At 70.7% G+C, this 14765-nt stretch carries 13 protein-coding genes and 1 pseudogene; 3 read left to right on the top strand and 11 right to left on the bottom strand.

Annotated features, from left to right (window positions below):
• The first annotated feature begins 263 nt into the window (after positions 1-263).
• Complete coding sequence (locus ACY34M_RS27960; protein WP_462722498.1) at positions 264-686, top strand: hypothetical protein; 423 nt, start codon at positions 264-266, stop codon at positions 684-686.
• A gap of 17 nt (positions 687-703) precedes the next feature.
• On the opposite strand, the gene ACY34M_RS27955 is transcribed toward ACY34M_RS27960, so the two are convergent.
• The 4 genes from ACY34M_RS27955 to ACY34M_RS27940 form a co-directional block, all read right to left on the bottom strand.
• The gene (locus tag ACY34M_RS27955; RefSeq protein WP_462722497.1) at positions 704-2425 is read right to left on the bottom strand and encodes a relaxase/mobilization nuclease domain-containing protein; all 1722 of its coding nucleotides are present in this window, start codon (positions 2423-2425) and stop codon (positions 704-706) included.
• The gene (locus ACY34M_RS27950) at positions 2422-2895 is read right to left on the bottom strand and encodes a plasmid mobilization relaxosome protein MobC (protein ID WP_462722496.1); all 474 of its coding nucleotides are present in this window, start codon (positions 2893-2895) and stop codon (positions 2422-2424) included. The genes ACY34M_RS27955 and ACY34M_RS27950 overlap by 4 nt, the downstream gene beginning before the upstream one ends.
• Before the next feature lie 246 nt (positions 2896-3141).
• Complete coding sequence (locus tag ACY34M_RS27945; protein ID WP_462722495.1) at positions 3142-3915, bottom strand: DUF2637 domain-containing protein; 774 nt, start codon at positions 3913-3915, stop codon at positions 3142-3144.
• A gap of 263 nt (positions 3916-4178) precedes the next feature.
• Positions 4179-5693, bottom strand: a complete 1515-nt coding sequence (locus ACY34M_RS27940; RefSeq protein ID WP_462722494.1) for a DnaB-like helicase N-terminal domain-containing protein — start codon at positions 5691-5693, stop codon at positions 4179-4181.
• A 245-nt stretch (positions 5694-5938) separates the two neighbouring features.
• On the opposite strand from ACY34M_RS27940, the gene ACY34M_RS27935 reads away from it, so the two are divergent.
• Complete coding sequence (locus tag ACY34M_RS27935) at positions 5939-6490, top strand: helix-turn-helix domain-containing protein (RefSeq protein ID WP_462722493.1); 552 nt, start codon at positions 5939-5941, stop codon at positions 6488-6490.
• 432 nt (positions 6491-6922) lie between these two features.
• Here the strand turns inward: ACY34M_RS27935 and ACY34M_RS27930 are convergent, their stop codons facing one another.
• Positions 6923-8371, bottom strand: a complete 1449-nt coding sequence (locus ACY34M_RS27930) for a recombinase family protein (RefSeq protein WP_462722492.1) — start codon at positions 8369-8371, stop codon at positions 6923-6925.
• A gap of 122 nt (positions 8372-8493) precedes the next feature.
• Here ACY34M_RS27930 and ACY34M_RS27925 point away from each other — a divergent pair, with 122 nt between their 5' ends.
• Positions 8494-8913, top strand: coding sequence for a DUF3151 domain-containing protein (locus ACY34M_RS27925; protein WP_462722491.1), 420 nt, complete (start codon positions 8494-8496; stop codon positions 8911-8913).
• Positions 8914-9023: 110 nt separating this feature from the next.
• Here ACY34M_RS27925 and ACY34M_RS27920 read toward each other — a convergent pair.
• From ACY34M_RS27920 to ACY34M_RS27895, 6 genes and pseudogenes are all read right to left on the bottom strand, one after another.
• A pseudogene (locus ACY34M_RS27920) lies at positions 9024-9296 on the bottom strand (DUF3151 domain-containing protein); the annotation flags it as partial.
• Between the two features lie 127 nt (positions 9297-9423).
• Positions 9424-10455, bottom strand: a complete 1032-nt coding sequence (gene fbaA, locus ACY34M_RS27915) for a class II fructose-bisphosphate aldolase (RefSeq protein WP_385763291.1) — start codon at positions 10453-10455, stop codon at positions 9424-9426.
• 158 nt (positions 10456-10613) lie between these two features.
• Complete coding sequence (gene pyrE, locus ACY34M_RS27910) at positions 10614-11168, bottom strand: orotate phosphoribosyltransferase (protein ID WP_462722490.1); 555 nt, start codon at positions 11166-11168, stop codon at positions 10614-10616.
• 24 nt (positions 11169-11192) lie between these two features.
• Complete coding sequence (locus ACY34M_RS27905; protein ID WP_462722489.1) at positions 11193-11987, bottom strand: aldose epimerase family protein; 795 nt, start codon at positions 11985-11987, stop codon at positions 11193-11195.
• A gap of 58 nt (positions 11988-12045) precedes the next feature.
• The gene (locus ACY34M_RS27900; protein ID WP_462722488.1) at positions 12046-13056 is read right to left on the bottom strand and encodes an SRPBCC family protein; all 1011 of its coding nucleotides are present in this window, start codon (positions 13054-13056) and stop codon (positions 12046-12048) included.
• A gap of 140 nt (positions 13057-13196) precedes the next feature.
• The gene (locus tag ACY34M_RS27895; RefSeq protein ID WP_462722487.1) at positions 13197-14720 is read right to left on the bottom strand and encodes a polyamine aminopropyltransferase; all 1524 of its coding nucleotides are present in this window, start codon (positions 14718-14720) and stop codon (positions 13197-13199) included.
• Positions 14721-14765: the final 45 nt, after the last annotated feature.

Raw genomic sequence — 14765 nt, 5'->3', positions numbered from 1 at the left:
CACCCAGGCACGACCGCCCGCCGCACCTGAAGCAGAGGACTGCACTGCCCCCTCTGCGACAGCTGCGGCGAGGGCGGGCCAGGCGAATCGATCTTCCACGCGCCTTCCGGCTCCGCCTTCCCATCTGGGCCCGCAGGAAGCACCGCGCACGCCACAGCACCGACTGTGCGCACTTTTCCCGACCGGACCGTGCGCGTTTTCGCACACATCCGACTCGGAGAGTTCGCCACGGTCGCTGCCGTCGCCGACGAACTGAGCGCCGAGTGCGCGCCCGGCGCGGCGAAATCTACTTTCGCGCCTGGGCCGACCACCTGCTCGGCCTCACCGCGCTCGGACGGACCGAGCAGGCCGCGGCCCACGTTCGCACCTACCTGAACGGCAGGCTCCGTCTCCACGACAGCTTCGGCACCGACATGACCATCGATGCACCCGCCCCCGCGGCCACCGCCTCCGGGCATGCCGAGCACGCCTGCCGCCTCAGCGGCGTCGCCGAACAAATCTGGCACGCTCTCGACGCCCCTCAGATGGGTATCCCGGAGCTAGTCGCCGCACGTTTGGCATGCCAGGACCAGGCCCGCCACCTCATCGGAGACGACGCCTACGAGACCCCCTTCCACACCAGCCACGACACCGACCCCGACGCCGCCATCGCCAACACCCCCCCCACCGTTGCCCCCATCGCATGACCGCTGACCGGCGCTGATCAGCGGCGCCGCGGCTGGCGGGCGGGCTCGGTCCCAGGTGTACGGAACAGTGGTGTCGCCGTAGGGCCTGTTGTACCGGGGCTCCTTGGAGAGCTGCGGGTCCGGGCGGCGCGGGCTCGTGAGCTGGGCGCGGGGCGGGCAGCAAGCCGTTGGATACGCCAGGTCAGGACTCGGGCGGGAGAATCCGCGTCGTCCAGCGCACGCTGGTCGGCCGCGTAGCGCAGAAGTTGTGCAGGGTCGTGTCCGGCGCCTTCGGCTTGCGCGAGCGCAGTGGTGAGGGCGTCCAATGCGGGATCGTCGATGACCTGCTGTGCGTGCGCGGGGACGGCCTGCCAGAGGTAGGCACGGTGGCTGTCGGCCACAGTCTGCGGCGGACGTTGGTGAGCAAGCACGGCCAGCGGGGCCGGAGCTGTCTCCTCGTAGAGGGCTTGGAGGCCGGTGAGGGTGTGGTGTGCGGCTGCCACTTGCTGGTTGTGGTGGTGGTGCTGGTGCCAGCGGATGGAGGCGATCACTGCGAGGATCGCGGCGTCCAGGAACATGCCCAGGGTCGCGCCGTCGGCAGGCGCGGGTTCACGCAGGATGGCCCGGACGGTGCTGCGCAGGGCGCGGGCATGATGGTGGTCGGCCTGTGTGCGGGAGCGGACCGCGCGCTCGAAGGCCGTAGAAGCGTCGCGTAGTTGAGCCCGTCGGTGGGCCGGCGCGGTGAGGGAAGCAGCAGTGAGGGCTTCGCCCAGGGCGTTGATGTGAGCCTGGGCTGCCTCGTCGTCCGTGTTGCCTTCGGCGAGGTGGTGTGGAAGGCGTTCAAGGGCAGCGGTGGCCTGATGCCATGAGTTGGATCGACGCTCGACGGACGGGGTGGTGGACTGCGGGGTGAGGCTGTCCAGACTGTTCTTGACCTTCGGGAAGGACAGGTTCGGGGCGAGTTCGGAGCCGGAGAACCAGACCGGCTCGTCGGCCTGGTTGGTGTCGCCGGTGAGGGCGACCGTGTAGCCGCGGACGTCCCCCGAGGGGAAGTACTTGACGTCGACCTGGATGCCGTCGGTATGGGTGAGCAGGTGCAGGAACTCCTCGCTGCTGCGGGAGACGGTCACGGCGTTGCGAACGGTCTTCCGCAACTGTTCGCGTGGGGTCTTCGCATGTCCGTTGCGGCGGGCCTTCTCCTCCTCGGCCCGGGTGGGGCGTTTGGCGGCGGTGCGGTCTCCGCGTACGACCTGGAAGAGGCCGTACTCCTTCTCGATGGCGGCGAGTTCGCGGTCGGCGGTGAGGTAGTCGTTCCAGTGGCGGGCGGGGCGCAGGTCGGCGCGGACGGTGGTGGCGGCGATGTGGATGTGGTCGTCGGCGTGGCGGACGGCGACCCAGCGGCAGCCGTCCGGATCGCCTTTCGGCGCGATGCCGGTGGCGGCGACGACACGGTGGGCGATGTCGGCCCACTCGTCGTCGGTGAGGTGGCGGTCGGCCCGGGCGGCGCGGATCGAGCAGTGCCACACGTGGCGTTCGGGCGCGCGGCCGTGGCGGCGGGCCTGGTTCACGCGCAGGTCGAGGTCCGCCACGAGTTGCTTGCGGACTGTGTCGGCGGCGTGGGTGGTGCGGCCGGGGTCGGGGGCGAAGCCGTCCCAGGAAGCGACCAGGTGAGGGTCGGTGTGGTCGGTGGCCTTCTTGGTGTCGAAGAGGTAGCGGATGAGGCCGCCGGTGCTCTTGCCGCTACTGATCTTCGCGATCAACGGGGCACCGCCCTCTCGGGCCTCTTGCCCGTCGCGACGGCCTGGTTGGCGGCGGCCGCGATGCCGGCGGCCGTACTGCCGGCCGTGGTGAGGGTGCGCTCGACCTGGGCGAGCAGAGCGTCGTCGCCGGGGTGCGGTGTGCCGCCGGAGTTGAGCTTCTTGGTGATCTGGTTGGCGTTGCGGCCGATCGCGGCGACCTGTTCGCGCAGGGCCGCCAGCTCGTCGATGTAGTCGTCGAGCTGGGTGCGCTGTCCGGGCAGGGCGAGGTCGCCGTGGAGGTGCGCCATGACGACGGCGCCGACGTAGTGCGCGCCGGCGATGTTCAGGGAGCGGGCCTTGGCGAGGATGGCGGCTTTCTCGGCGCTGCTGTAGCGGACGTCTACGCGGTCTTTGCGTTGTACGGGATCGCGGTGTCGGCGGCGGGCGACGCGGTGCAGGGCGGCTTCGTCAGCAGCGCGGGTCGGCGGCATGCGATGCGCTTCTCCCGAGTCTCCGTGGTCGGGTGCCCCCTGGCGTCCGACCGCCGCCTCCGCCACCCCTGGGGCGGAGGCTTCCCCGTTGGACCGGCCCTTGGACGGTCCAACGGGATACCTTGCTCCGCCGCTGGGGTTGGTAGTCATCTCCTGCTGGGCGGTGTGCGGTTCAGGGCGGGGGACGTTGTGCATGGGCTGGTTCTCCGGGATTACGGGGCCGTGGTCGGGAGGAGGGGGCGGGTGTCAGGCGGCGTCTGCGTCGGGCTGTGGCTGGTCGGTAGCGGCGTCGAGGTCCGCCTGGACGAGGGTCTTGAGCTGGTCGGCCTCGATCCGGCCGATTGTCAGGTTCCGCTCGCGGAAGGTGGCTTCGATGTGGCGCCGCGAGGCGCGACCTTGGCGGCCAAGGGGTGCGGAGCGGGCGAGGGCGAGCCGCTCGGGGGAGACGTCGGAGGGCAGGTGTTCGTGCGGTGTGGTGGCGGCGCTGTGGACCGTCGCCACATCGGTGGCGTCCGAAGCCACGTCGCCAGGAGTGGGCTCGTACGACGCCACCTCGTCGCGGGCTGCGGGATGACGTCGGATGACGATGTAGAGGTGGACGGCACCGGCCAGCGCGAGCGGGGCAATGGCAGACAGTCCGCCGACGGTGACGTCGTCGAGCCGCAGGCCGCCGCTGTGCCGACTTTGCTCGTTGAGGCGGACGGCATGCAGGGCGTTGGCCCAGATGCTGGTCATGGTCGCGGCGCCGACGAGGGCCCACACGTACGCCCGTGAGTGAGTCGGAGCGGTGCGGAGCATGAGCAGGGCACCCACGCCGATGGCGATGAACCCATCGATCACGAGCGGGAAGGCGTACGTGAGCAGCCCGCGGACGTGGATGGCGACGGCCATCTGGCGCAGGGCGTCGTAGGAGAGAGTGAAGGCGAATGCGGCGAGCAGGGCGATGCCGGTGCGAATGGCTGCGGTTCCTGCTGTCGGGCTGAGGCTTTGGGCGGTGGTGGGGGTGGTGCGGAGGGGCAAGGTTCGGTCTCCGGAGGGTGCTGTGCCGGGGTGGTGGTTCGGGGCGTTCACGCGGGGTCACGCGAGGGGGCGTACACGCGGGCCCCTTCTAGAGGGGGTCCCGCGCGTGAACGCCTGTGTGCGTGTACGGCGTGCACGGTTCCGTGATCGGTTGACCTGCGGTTTTGCCGTGTCCGTGTACGCCGCGAGCGGTTCACGGCGCCGGTTTCGCGTGAGGGGCGCGTGTACGGTCACGTGAACGCTCTGCAGGGGTTGTGGACGGTTCAGCCGACGGCGGTGAGGTGGCGGGCGGAGGCGTAGTACCGGGCTTGCTGCCCGCCTCCGGTTCCTCCGGCGATGCCGTCGGCGCGGGTGGCCAGGCCGGTGTCGACGAGGCGGGTCAGGTGGCGCCTGGCCTTTTCCACGTCGGCGCGCTCGGGCTCGGTCCCGCCAGTGAGGATGGCCGCCAGCTCGCGGACGGTCATCCCGCCCGGGGCGTTGCGCAGGAGGACGGCCGGGTCGCGGCTGGGGTCGACGGTGGTGGTGCCGCGCTTGTGGTCGTGGGTGACGTCCAGCGGGCCGATCTCCCCGGTGGGCGTCTTGAGGTGATGCAGGGTGACCGCGGGATCTCCGGCCCGGCCGGTGACGAACAGGACGCTGCCCGCTCCGGCGGTGAGCCAGGTGGAGCCATAGACCTGGTCGAGGGCGGGGCGTTGGCCGCGCGGTGCGTCGGCGGTGGCCTTGCGCTGGTGGTGCAGTTCCAGGATCTCCACCCCGCCTCGCAGGGCGCGCATGCGGGCGTTGTGGAAGGCGACGGCGAGGCTGTCGTCGACCATGGTGCTGACCGCGTCCTTGAGGCTGTCGATCACGATGGTGTCGGCCTGGTGGGCGGCGGCGAGGTCGGCGAGGAGGTCGGGTTCCTTGTCGAGGGTGGCGGGCAGCGGGCCCTGCCAGACGACGAGCCGGTCCCGGAGGATCGTCTCGTCGGTGTCGAAGACGCGCCGCGCCATGGCCTTCGCGATCTGCTTGGGCCGGTCCATAGCCAGGTACAGGACCCGTCGACTGGGGGCGACCGGCATCTCCAGGACCGTCTCATGAAGACCAAGCCGGGCGAAGATCACCTGGTGGGCCAGGGTGGTCTTTCCGACACCCGGCGCGCCGACGATCATGAGACTCTCGCCGGGCGCCCAAACGGTCTGCTCCCGCGTTCCCCACAGGGGCTCGGCATCCGCGCCGGTCTCCGTGACGAAGGACCATCCGTCCTTGGCGAAGCGGTTGAGGCGTCCCTGCCCGGAGGCCAGCGCCCGCTCGCGTTCGGCACGCATCTCCGTCTCGGCCTCGCTGCGTATCGCCTCGGGGTCGGCGCCCGGCTCCTGGGCGCGCTGGAGGGTACGCACGGCGGAGCTGCGGAGACGCCGCAGGTCGGCCTTCTGCCGGATGATCTCCGCGTGGTGCTCCGCGCTGGTGGTGGCGTAGAGGGCGTCGGCGAGCTGGTGCAGGTAGCTGCGGTCGCCGACGCGCCGCAGGTCGCCCTGCTGCTGGAGCCGCTCGCTCAGTACGATCGGGTCGGTGGGCCTGTCCTCGCGGTGCTGGGTGAGGAGTGCGCGCCAGATGGTCTCGTGCGCGGGCCAGTGGAAGGCATCGTCGCCCAGGACGGGGCGGACCGTGTCGATGACGGCGGCGTCGTGCATGCAGGCGCCGAGGACCGCGCGCTCGGCGTCCACGTTGGAGGGCGGCTCCTGTACCTCCACGGGCGGCAGCGGTGGCAGGGTGGTGCGGTTCGGTTCGGGATCGGCCATACTGGGCTGTAGCTCCTCTGCTCGCGGGCCATATGGGACGGCAATCCCGGCCTCGCGTGTTGATCGCTAGGGATGGCGGTTGAGAGGTTTGCGCCTGAGCCCCCGGCATCGCCGGGGGCTTTTTCGTGCCCTGGCCCCCTGTGAGCGCAGGGGGTGTGGGGCTATCAGCATGCCACACGAATTGCAGATCGCAGTACTGCTCTGCGCATCGCAGAACGGATGGTACCGTTGGAGAGTTCCTGCGAATGGCAGAGATTCCCTACGAATGGAAGGAGGCGGTCGTGGCCGATGAAGATCCGCCAGAAGGAGTGCTGCTCAGCGGCGAGGGCAACGTCGCGGTGCGCATCAAGCTGGAACGCGAAGCACGCGGCTGGAGCACCAACGCCCTGTCCGACCGCCTGAACGAGGCCGGCTTCGACATGAACCCGTCCGCGGTCTGGCGCATCGAGAACGGCAAACGCCGCATCAACCTCGACGAGGCCATCGGCTTCGCCGACGTCTTCGGCCTCGACCTGCGCAACCTCGTCGGCCCCCCGCAGCTCGCGGCCCAGGCCCGCGCCATGGAACTCATCGACGAGGTCGTCGACGCCTTCCGCGCCACACAGCGCGCCAACGCGACCCTCACCGAGGCGCGCGACGCCCTCGACGCCTACCTCACCGAGCACCCCGACATCCGGGAGGAAGCCGACGTCGCAGTCTCCAATGCCATCGCAACCGAAGCCTCCAAGCACCTGCTGAAGGCGTACGCACCGCCACCCGGCGAACACGACACCGCCGTACCCGACGACGAGGCGTAGGCCCCAGACTCCACGACCACGCCGAGCCCGCAAACACTCGGCACGGTCAGCTCAACCACATCCCTAGCCATCAACCGGTGGGCCGGTGTTGCCGCACTCCCGCCGGGCCCCGAAGAGGATTCGCCCTTGCGTCACACCCTCCCCACCGCACCTCGGCCTCCGCACGAACGCCGCCATCCCCCTCGCCCTGCCCCACCGCCGCTCGCTCAACTACGCAGCGGCCACAGCGGGAACGGTGAGGGAGGTCCGGCCCTTTGACCGAGGACGAGTGGCTTCGCCGTGTAGAGGCCCAGCTCCCCGCCCGTGACGAGGAGTGGGTCGATGACCTGCTCCGGATCTTCGGCATAGAACGAGCGTGAACGAACGGAAGCCGGGCCCCTGCCTCATTCGAGCCGACAGGGCCCGGCTTTCGTTCGTCACCACGCGTTGCCGTTACCTGAGTACCGGTTCGATGTCCGCCGGGTCGAAGACCGGCCCGTTGGACGCCGGTTTGATGACAACCGCACGGAAGACCTTGAGCACCGCTGCCCGCTGCTGCTCGATCGTCAGGTCCTCCCACCGCTCCCGTACGTCGATGGGACCGGCCGCAAAAGTCGCCACCTCGGCCCGGTGGAGAGCACGCTCCCTTTGGAGCTCCACCATCTGCTTCTCAAGGTCATCGGTAAGAGCGACGTAACGGGCAGCGGACATCCGCATCTCCTGCCATGCTTGCTTAAACTCCGCCATGTCCCTTTCCAAGGAGGCCAGTTCCTCCTCCTTGGTCCACTCCGGCGCACGCGTCCGGACATCCGTCAGCGCCTTGTCCGAACTGATGAACACGGCGTTTCGGATGAGCCGGTCGACCGGCTCCCCCGCCCTGGCCACTCCCCCGCACCCCCCGTCGTTCTTCCCAGGGCACGCGTACCTGAACTGCGACGACGTCTTCGACTTCCGGTACGACGGGAAGGCCCGCATCTTCGTGCCGCATCGACCGCACCGGGCAATGCCGGAGAGCAGGTACTTGGTGGCGTAATCGCGTACGCCCCGCCCCTCCGACTCCTGCCGGACCTTGTCCACAAGGAGGTGCCACTCGTCCGGGGTGACGACCGGCTCCCAGTCCCCGACCACGGGCTTCCCGTGCTCGTCGAGGAACAGCTCTCCCTGGTGCATGCGGTAGCCGCAGATGCGGGGGTTCATCAGCATGCGCTTGATCTTGGAGTCGTCGAAGAAGCCGCCACTGTGCGACCTGATTCCGGCATCCCGCCACTCGCGCGCGATCGTCGCCCAGCGGATGCCACCCAGGAAGTCCCTCACTGCCTTGCGGAGGTTCTCGGCTTCCTCCGGCACTACCGTCCTGCGGTCCTCACGGTTCCATCCGTATGGCGCCCGGCCGCCCGGCAGCTTTCCTTGCGTGGCCAGTTCGAGGTGCTTGCGCTTCGTACGTCGCGAGGTGTCCGCCGACGACTTGTTGGCGATGGTGACCTTGATCCGCGCGATGAACCGGCCGTTCTCAGTGGACAGGTCGATGTCCGACGCCGACACGGAGTCGAAGACGAGGTGGCGTTTGCCGCGTTCGGCATCCTCGTACTCATCGATCCACGCCTCGAGTTCGCGCGGCTGCCGTGTGAAGCGGTCGATGTCCCAGGCGACGACGCCGTCGATACGCCCGGCCTTGAGGTCCTCCAGCATCTGCCGGAACTCCGGGCGCACGGTCCTGCGCTTGTAGGCGGACAGGTCGTTGTCCTCGTAGACCTTGGCGACCTCCCACCCCCGCGCAGCACAGTGCAGCCGACAGTCCTCTTCCTGCCGCACGACGCCCAAGCCCTCGGCCTCGTCGTCCTTGCTGATGCGGGTGTAGATGCCCACCTGGATGCCACCGGAGGGCCCCCGTCGTTCTGCCATGCGCGGGATCGTCGCACACGGCAAGCGAATACATCAACCGCCATTCTGGCTGCCATTCGCTCCCTGACCGAACTTCACTGCGCCCATCCCGAACACCAGGCGGCAAGTGGCAGACTGGCTGCATGACGACGCACAAGAACCTGCTGGGTGGACCGGACCCGACGTACCTTCCGGAGAACGAAGAGGCGTACCGCCTCCTGGGCGAGGAGTCCCAGTCGCCGGCCGATGTCGCGGCCAAGTACCCGACCTTCTCGCTCGCCTGGGCCATGCTCGCCGACGATGCCTTCGAGGCGGGACGTGTGGTCGAGTCGTACGCGTACGCGCGCACCGGTTACCACCGAGGGCTCGACTCCCTGCGCCGGGCGGGCTGGAAGGGGCACGGCCCCGTCCCTTGGGACCACCAGGCAAATCGCGGGTTCCTTCGCTGCCTCGCCGCCCTCGCCCGCGCCGCCGGCGCGATCGAGGAGAAGGACGAGACCGAGCGGTGCTGGCAGTTCCTTCAGGACAGCAGCGAAGAGGCGTACGCGACGCTGAAGCGCTGACCGGAGCGGTAGTAGCCGCTACAGCCTCAGCAGCCGTAGCAGCACAAAAAAAATGCCGCCGCTTCTTACGAAGCGGCGGCACCGAGTGCACGATGACATCTTCCGCCACTCTCCCACGGCACGGGGCCGTGGCCCTTCCAGCCGGCACGGCGCAGCGAGTCCAGGCCCCGGTGGTAGCCGGTGCGGGCGTAGGCGTACGACTCGACGACGCTGCCGCGCTCGAATGCGTCGTCGGCGAGCTGCGCCCAGGCGAGCGAGGAGGTGGGGTACTTCGCGGCGACGTCCGCCGGGGCCGTGCCGGTCGCGAGCAGCTCGCGGGGCTCCGGGTCGTCCGGGAGCTCGGTCGGGGGCGGACCGCCGAGGAGGTTCTCGTGAAGGTTCATGGGGTCAAGTGTGCCGCGCCCGGGCGGCTGCCTGTCGAGCGCCCTCCGGGCACCTTGCCGAACGCCCTTCCGACATGCCACGGGCCCGGCTCCCCGAAGGGAACCGGGCCCGTGCACGCGTTGCGCCCTACTTGATGCGCGTACCCGTGGAACGCAGGTTCTCGCAGGCCTGGACGATGCGGGCGGTCATGCTCGCCTCGGCCTTCTTGCCCCACACGCGCGGGTCGTACGTCTTCTTGTTGCCGACCTCGCCGTCGACCTTCAGGACGCCGTCGTAGTTCTCGAACATGTGACCCGCGATGGGCCGCGTGAAGGCGTACTGGGTGTCGGTGTCGAGGTTCATCTTCACGACGCCGTTCTCCAGCGCGGTCGTGATCTCCTCGACCGTGGAGCCCGAGCCGCCGTGGAAGACGAAGTCGAACGGCTTCGAGCCGGCCGGCTGGCCGTACTTCGCGGCGACGCCCTCGTTCAGCTCCTTGAGCAGGTCGGGGCGGAGCACGACGTTGCCCGGCTTGTAGACGCCGTGCACGTTGCCGAACGAGGCGGCCAGCAGGTAGCGGCCCTTCTCGCCCAGGCCCAGGGCCTCGGCGGTGCGCAGCGCGTCGTCGACCGTGGTGTAGAGGTTGTCGTTGATCTCGTGCGAGACGCCGTCCTCCTCGCCACCGGTCGGCGTGATCTCGATCTCCAGGATGATGTTCGCGGCCTTGGCCTTGGCGAGCAGCTCCTGCGCGATCTCCAGGTTGTCGGAGAGCGTCTCCGCCGAGCCGTCCCACATGTGGGACTGGAACAGCGGCAGGCCACCGGCCTCGACGCGCTTCTGCGAGATCGCGAGCAGCGGGCGCACGTAGCCGTCCAGCTTGCCCTTGGGGCAGTGGTCGGTGTGCAGCGCGATCTTGTTGCCGTAGCGCGCGGCCGCGACGTGCGCGAACTCGGCGAGCGCCTCGGCGCCGACGACCATGTCCTTCACGCCCTGACCCGAGAGGTACTCGGCGCCACCGGTGGAGATCTGGATGATGCCGTCGGACTCGGCCTCGGCGAAGCCCTGCAGCGCGGCGTTCAGGGTCTGCGTCGACGAGACGTTGATGGCCGGGTAGGCGAACTTCCCCGCCTTGGCCCGGTCGAGCATCTCGTTGTACTGGTCCGGGGTTGCGATGGCCATCTGCCGTCTCCTCGTAAAGCGCGTGATTGCGGGTTCGGGTTGCTGTGCTGGGTGACCCTCACCAAGGGGGTGACATCATCGTCGACCCCATCTTTCCAGACTCGTGCGAATGCTCCAGTCCGGCGAAGGTCCCGAAATGCGGGGCCCTGGTCCGGGTCTCAGTCGAGGCCCAGCTCGTCCTTCGAGAAGGCGAAGAGGTACGGCACCCCGGCACCCTCGGTGATCTTCTCGGCGGCGCCGGTGGCCCGGTCCACGATCGTCGCGACGGCGACGACCTCGGCCCCGGCCTCGCGCACCGCCTGCACGGCCTCCAGCGGCGAGCCGCCGGTCGTGGACGTGTCCTCGACGACGAGCACCCGGCGGCCCTTGATCTCCGGGCCCTCCACGCGCTTCTGCATGCCGTGCGCCTTGGCGGCCTTGCGGACGACGAACGCGTCGAGCCGCTCACCGCGGGCGGCCGACGCGTGCAGCATCGCGCCCGCGACCGGGTCGGCGCCCATGGTGAGGCCGCCGACCGCGTCGAACTCCAGGTCCTTCGTCAGGTCGAGCAGCACCTGGCCGACCAGCGGGGCGGCCTCGCCGTCGAGGGTGACGCGACGCAGGTCGACGTAGTAGTCGGCCTCGATGCCGGAGGAGAGCGTCACCTTGCCGTGCACCACGGCCTTGTTCTTGATCTGCGTCAGCAGCGCGTCGCGCACGTCGTTCGTCGTCATGCCTACGAGCTTAAAGGGCGGGTTTTACAGGTGACGCCAGGTCCAGGTGGTGCTCGCTTCGAGCGGCTCCACCGGGGTGACCAGGCGCGGCGCGGTGTTGAGGCCGTTCGGGGGGCCGGTCTGCGGTTCCACGCAGACGGCCGCCTCCTGCTCGTCGTAGACGACGACCCACTGCTCGGGGCTCTTCACCTCGACCTGGAGGGCGCCCGGCCAGTTCAGCGTGACGTCGACGCCGTCGGGCATCCCGAAGCAGTCGTCCCAGGGGCCGGGGGTGGCCTCGATGCGCTTGCCGGTCGGCAGGTGGTCCGCGCCGCGCTCCTCCTGCCAGGCCGGGTCGAAGGCGATCTGCACGCTGCTGCCGCCGTCGGTGATCGTCCGGTTGAACCAGGGGTGCCAGCCGAGCTGCGCCGGGAAGGAGTCGCCGTACGTCTCGATCCCCATCGACAGCGTCAGCGAGTCCTCGGTGAGCGAGACGAGCTGCGTGACGCGTCCGCTGTACGGCCACGGGTCGGTGAGGTCGTACGTGAAGGCCGCCTCGGTGCGGGTCTCGCGCGCGGTGGTCCACTCGGCGTTCCGGCCGAAGCCGTGGATGGCGTGCGGCGGGGAGTTCAGCGGCATCTGGTGCACGTGGCCGCCGCTGCGGAACTGCCCCTCCTTGATGCGGCCGCACCACGGCACCATCGGGAAGCAGCCGTACTTCTCGCCCTGCCGCAGCAGCTCGGTGCCGGAGATCTTCAGGCTGCTGATACGGCAGCCGTTGCCCGGCGCCACGGTCACTTCCGCGTCGCCCGCGGTCAGCGTCGTTTCCTGTGTCGTCACGACTCCTGAGCCTATGCGGGGTGGGGCGCCGGGCGCCTGCGGAGGTCGGAGGGCGGCGTTACCTGCGCCGCCGCAGGGCCCGGCCGACGACGATCGCCGACGCGAGCGCCACCGCTGCCGCGGGGGCGGCCCAGCGGAGGGTCGCACCGGTCGTGACGCCTTCGGGGGCGGGCACCGGGGCGTACCGGCCGCGCGGCGGCGCGTGGTCGACCTCCTCCGCGCTGCGGCCGATCATGGTCCGCCGGGCGTGCGCGGCGACCGGCTCCGCCGGGAGCCCGGCATCGGATCCGGCGGCCTCCGCCAGGTCGGTCCCGGGGTCGAGGGACGGGGGCGGGATCTCGGTGTCGAAGAGGGCGGAGTGGTCGTCGGCCGGTTCGGCGGGGTTGTTGCCGTGGGAGGTGGTGGGGCCGGTGGGGGCGGCGGTGTCGGCATCCGCGTCGGCGTCGGCGTCGGCGTCGGTGGTGGGATCGCCGGGGGTGTCCTGGTCCGAGGCGTCCTGGTTGGAGGCGTTCTGGTCCGAGGCGTCGTCGGTCGGGCCCTCGGCCGAGCCGTCGTCCGCGCCCGTGTCCGCGCCGTCCTCCGCGCCGGTGTCCCCGGCCGTGTCCTCGCCCGTGTCCTCGCCCGTGTCCTCGTCGGGGTCCGAGCCCGGCTCCTGGCCGGTCGCTCCCAGGTTCTCCGCGAAACGGTTCAGCAGCCGGTGGGCGGCCGCTGCCACGGCCTCGCGCGGCAGTTCCGCGACCCGGCCGTCGCCGGATCCGGTGCCGGAGAAGGTGACGGCGGAGCCGCCCGCCGCCGCCGCGACCCTGGCGGTCAGGGCGAACGTCACGCCTCCCGCGCCGCGGGCCTCGGTGCCGTCGCCCGCGATGGCGAAGGAGCCGTCCGCCGCCTGCGTCACGGTGACGCTGCCCCGGTACGTGATGGTGTGCCCGCCGATACGTACCTTCAGGCGGCCGCCGCCACCGGTGGCGGCGCGCTGGTAACCGGGCAGGGCCCGGTCGACGCGTTGGGGATCGCAGAGCACCGCCCGCAGGGACTCTGCCGGAACCGGAACGAACACCTCATGCTCCATGTCGCCGAGCCTATCGACCCGCTCGCTCACGTGTACCCCCTTCGCCCCCGCGGGTCCCCTTTTCCCCGCACGGTGGCCGACTCCGGGGGCCCGCGGTGCGCCCTCACCGTTTCCCCCACCCGTGCCGGGGCCCGGTCCGCCTAGTCCCCGAACCGCGGATGCACCAGCGTCGACGGCGCGTACCCCGTCCCCGGTCGCACCACCCGCACACCCGCCGGAGGCCCGGGGCGGACCCGGCCCGCCAACACGTACCCCACCGCCCCCTCCCCCCGGTACGAAACCTCCCGCAACCCCGCGGAGCCCACCGTCGATGCCGCCGTCCCCAACGACGGGGCCCCGCCCCCCACGCGCACCACGACCCGCCCCCGCTCCGCGAGAATCCGCCCCACCAGGCCGTAGAACTCCTGCGAGTACAGCTTCGTGCTCGCCGCGCTGCCGGGATCCGGCAGATCGCACACCACCACGTCGTACGGCAGCGCCCGCGGAGCGCCCCGCAGCCACGCGAACACGTCCTGCGTCACCACCCGCACCCGCGGATCGTCGAGCGCCCGCCCGTTCAGCCCGCTCAGCCCCGGATCGGTCCGGGCGAGGCGCACCACCGCCGGATCGGGGTCCACGACGTCGACGCGCCGCACCCCGCGGTGGCGCAGCACCTCGCGCGCCGCGAGCCCGTCGCCGCCGCCGAGTACGAGGACCCGCGCACGCGGTCCGCCGTGCATCGCGGGTCCGACGAACTGCCGGTAGGGCCGCCCCCGTTCCCGCCCGTCCACCCGCAGCCGTCCGTCGAGGAAGAGCGACGCGGGGCGCTGCCCGCCGCCCGTGAGCACGACTTCCTGCACCCCGGTCTGCATGGCGACCCGCACGTCCGCACCGAACAGGGCATGCCGCGCCGCCCGTTCGAAGTCGCCGACGAGGACCCAGGAGGTGGCGAGCACGCCGAGCACCGTGACGTTGGCGACGATCAGCAGCCAGCGGGCGCGCCGGCTCAGGTCACGCCGGAACAGGCCGAGGACGAGCACCGCCCCCGCCACCGCGTTGATCGCCCCGGTGAGCAGCGCCCCGGTCAGCTGTCCGAGCAGCGGCAGCAGCAGGAAGGGAAAGGCCAGACCGCCCACCAGCGCGCCCACGTAGTCCGCCGCGAACAGGTCGGCGACCGCCCCGCCCGCGTCCTGCCGCCGGATCCGCTGGATCAGCACCATCAGCAGCGGCACCTCCGCCCCGATCAGCACCCCGATGCCCAGCGAGAACGCGACGAGCAGCCAGCGCGGCCCGTCCACCCAGGCCCCGCCCCAGCTTCCGGTCCACGCGAACACCGCGTACAGCGTCATGGCGCTGCAACCGCCGACGAGCGCGAGCAGCGCCTCGATCAGCCCGAAGCCGGCCGCCGCCCGTGGCCGCAGCCGTTTGGCGGCGAGCGAGCCGAGCCCCATCGCGAAGACCATGACGGAGAGCACGACGGAGGCCTGGGTGACCGAGTCGCCCATCAAGTACGAGGCGAGGGCCACCAGTTCGAGTTCGTAGACGAGACCGCAGGCCGCGCAGACGAAGACGCCGACGAGGACGAGGAACCGGCCGGTGCTCGGCTTCACCGGGAGCGGGGACCGGACCGGGCCGCCCGGGGGCCTGCGGACTGGAGTCGGTGCGGGCGGGTGCGGTTCGATCACGCCTGGAACGCTACGTCACGGTTTGATTCCGCCCTGTCACCCACA

The sequence above is a fragment of the Streptomyces sp. EDA2-14 genome, assembly GCF_054963755.1.
This window is presented reverse-complemented; position numbering and strand designations above follow the sequence as displayed.

Coding starts and splice junctions, on each gene's coding strand:
- pyrE (WP_462722490.1), bottom strand. CDS start 11,168: ATGACGACGAACGACGTGCGCGACGCGCTGCTGACGCAGATCAAGAAC.
- ACY34M_RS27930 (WP_462722492.1), bottom strand. CDS start 8,371: ATGGCAGAACGACGGGGGCCCTCCGGTGGCATCCAGGTGGGCATCTAC.
- ACY34M_RS27935 (WP_462722493.1), top strand. CDS start 5,939: ATGGCAGAGATTCCCTACGAATGGAAGGAGGCGGTCGTGGCCGATGAA.
- fbaA (WP_385763291.1), bottom strand. CDS start 10,455: ATGGCCATCGCAACCCCGGACCAGTACAACGAGATGCTCGACCGGGCC.
- ACY34M_RS27950 (WP_462722496.1), bottom strand. CDS start 2,895: ATGCCGCCGACCCGCGCTGCTGACGAAGCCGCCCTGCACCGCGTCGCC.
- ACY34M_RS27925 (WP_462722491.1), top strand. CDS start 8,494: ATGACGACGCACAAGAACCTGCTGGGTGGACCGGACCCGACGTACCTT.
- ACY34M_RS27900 (WP_462722488.1), bottom strand. CDS start 13,056: ATGGAGCATGAGGTGTTCGTTCCGGTTCCGGCAGAGTCCCTGCGGGCG.
- ACY34M_RS27940 (WP_462722494.1), bottom strand. CDS start 5,693: ATGGCCGATCCCGAACCGAACCGCACCACCCTGCCACCGCTGCCGCCC.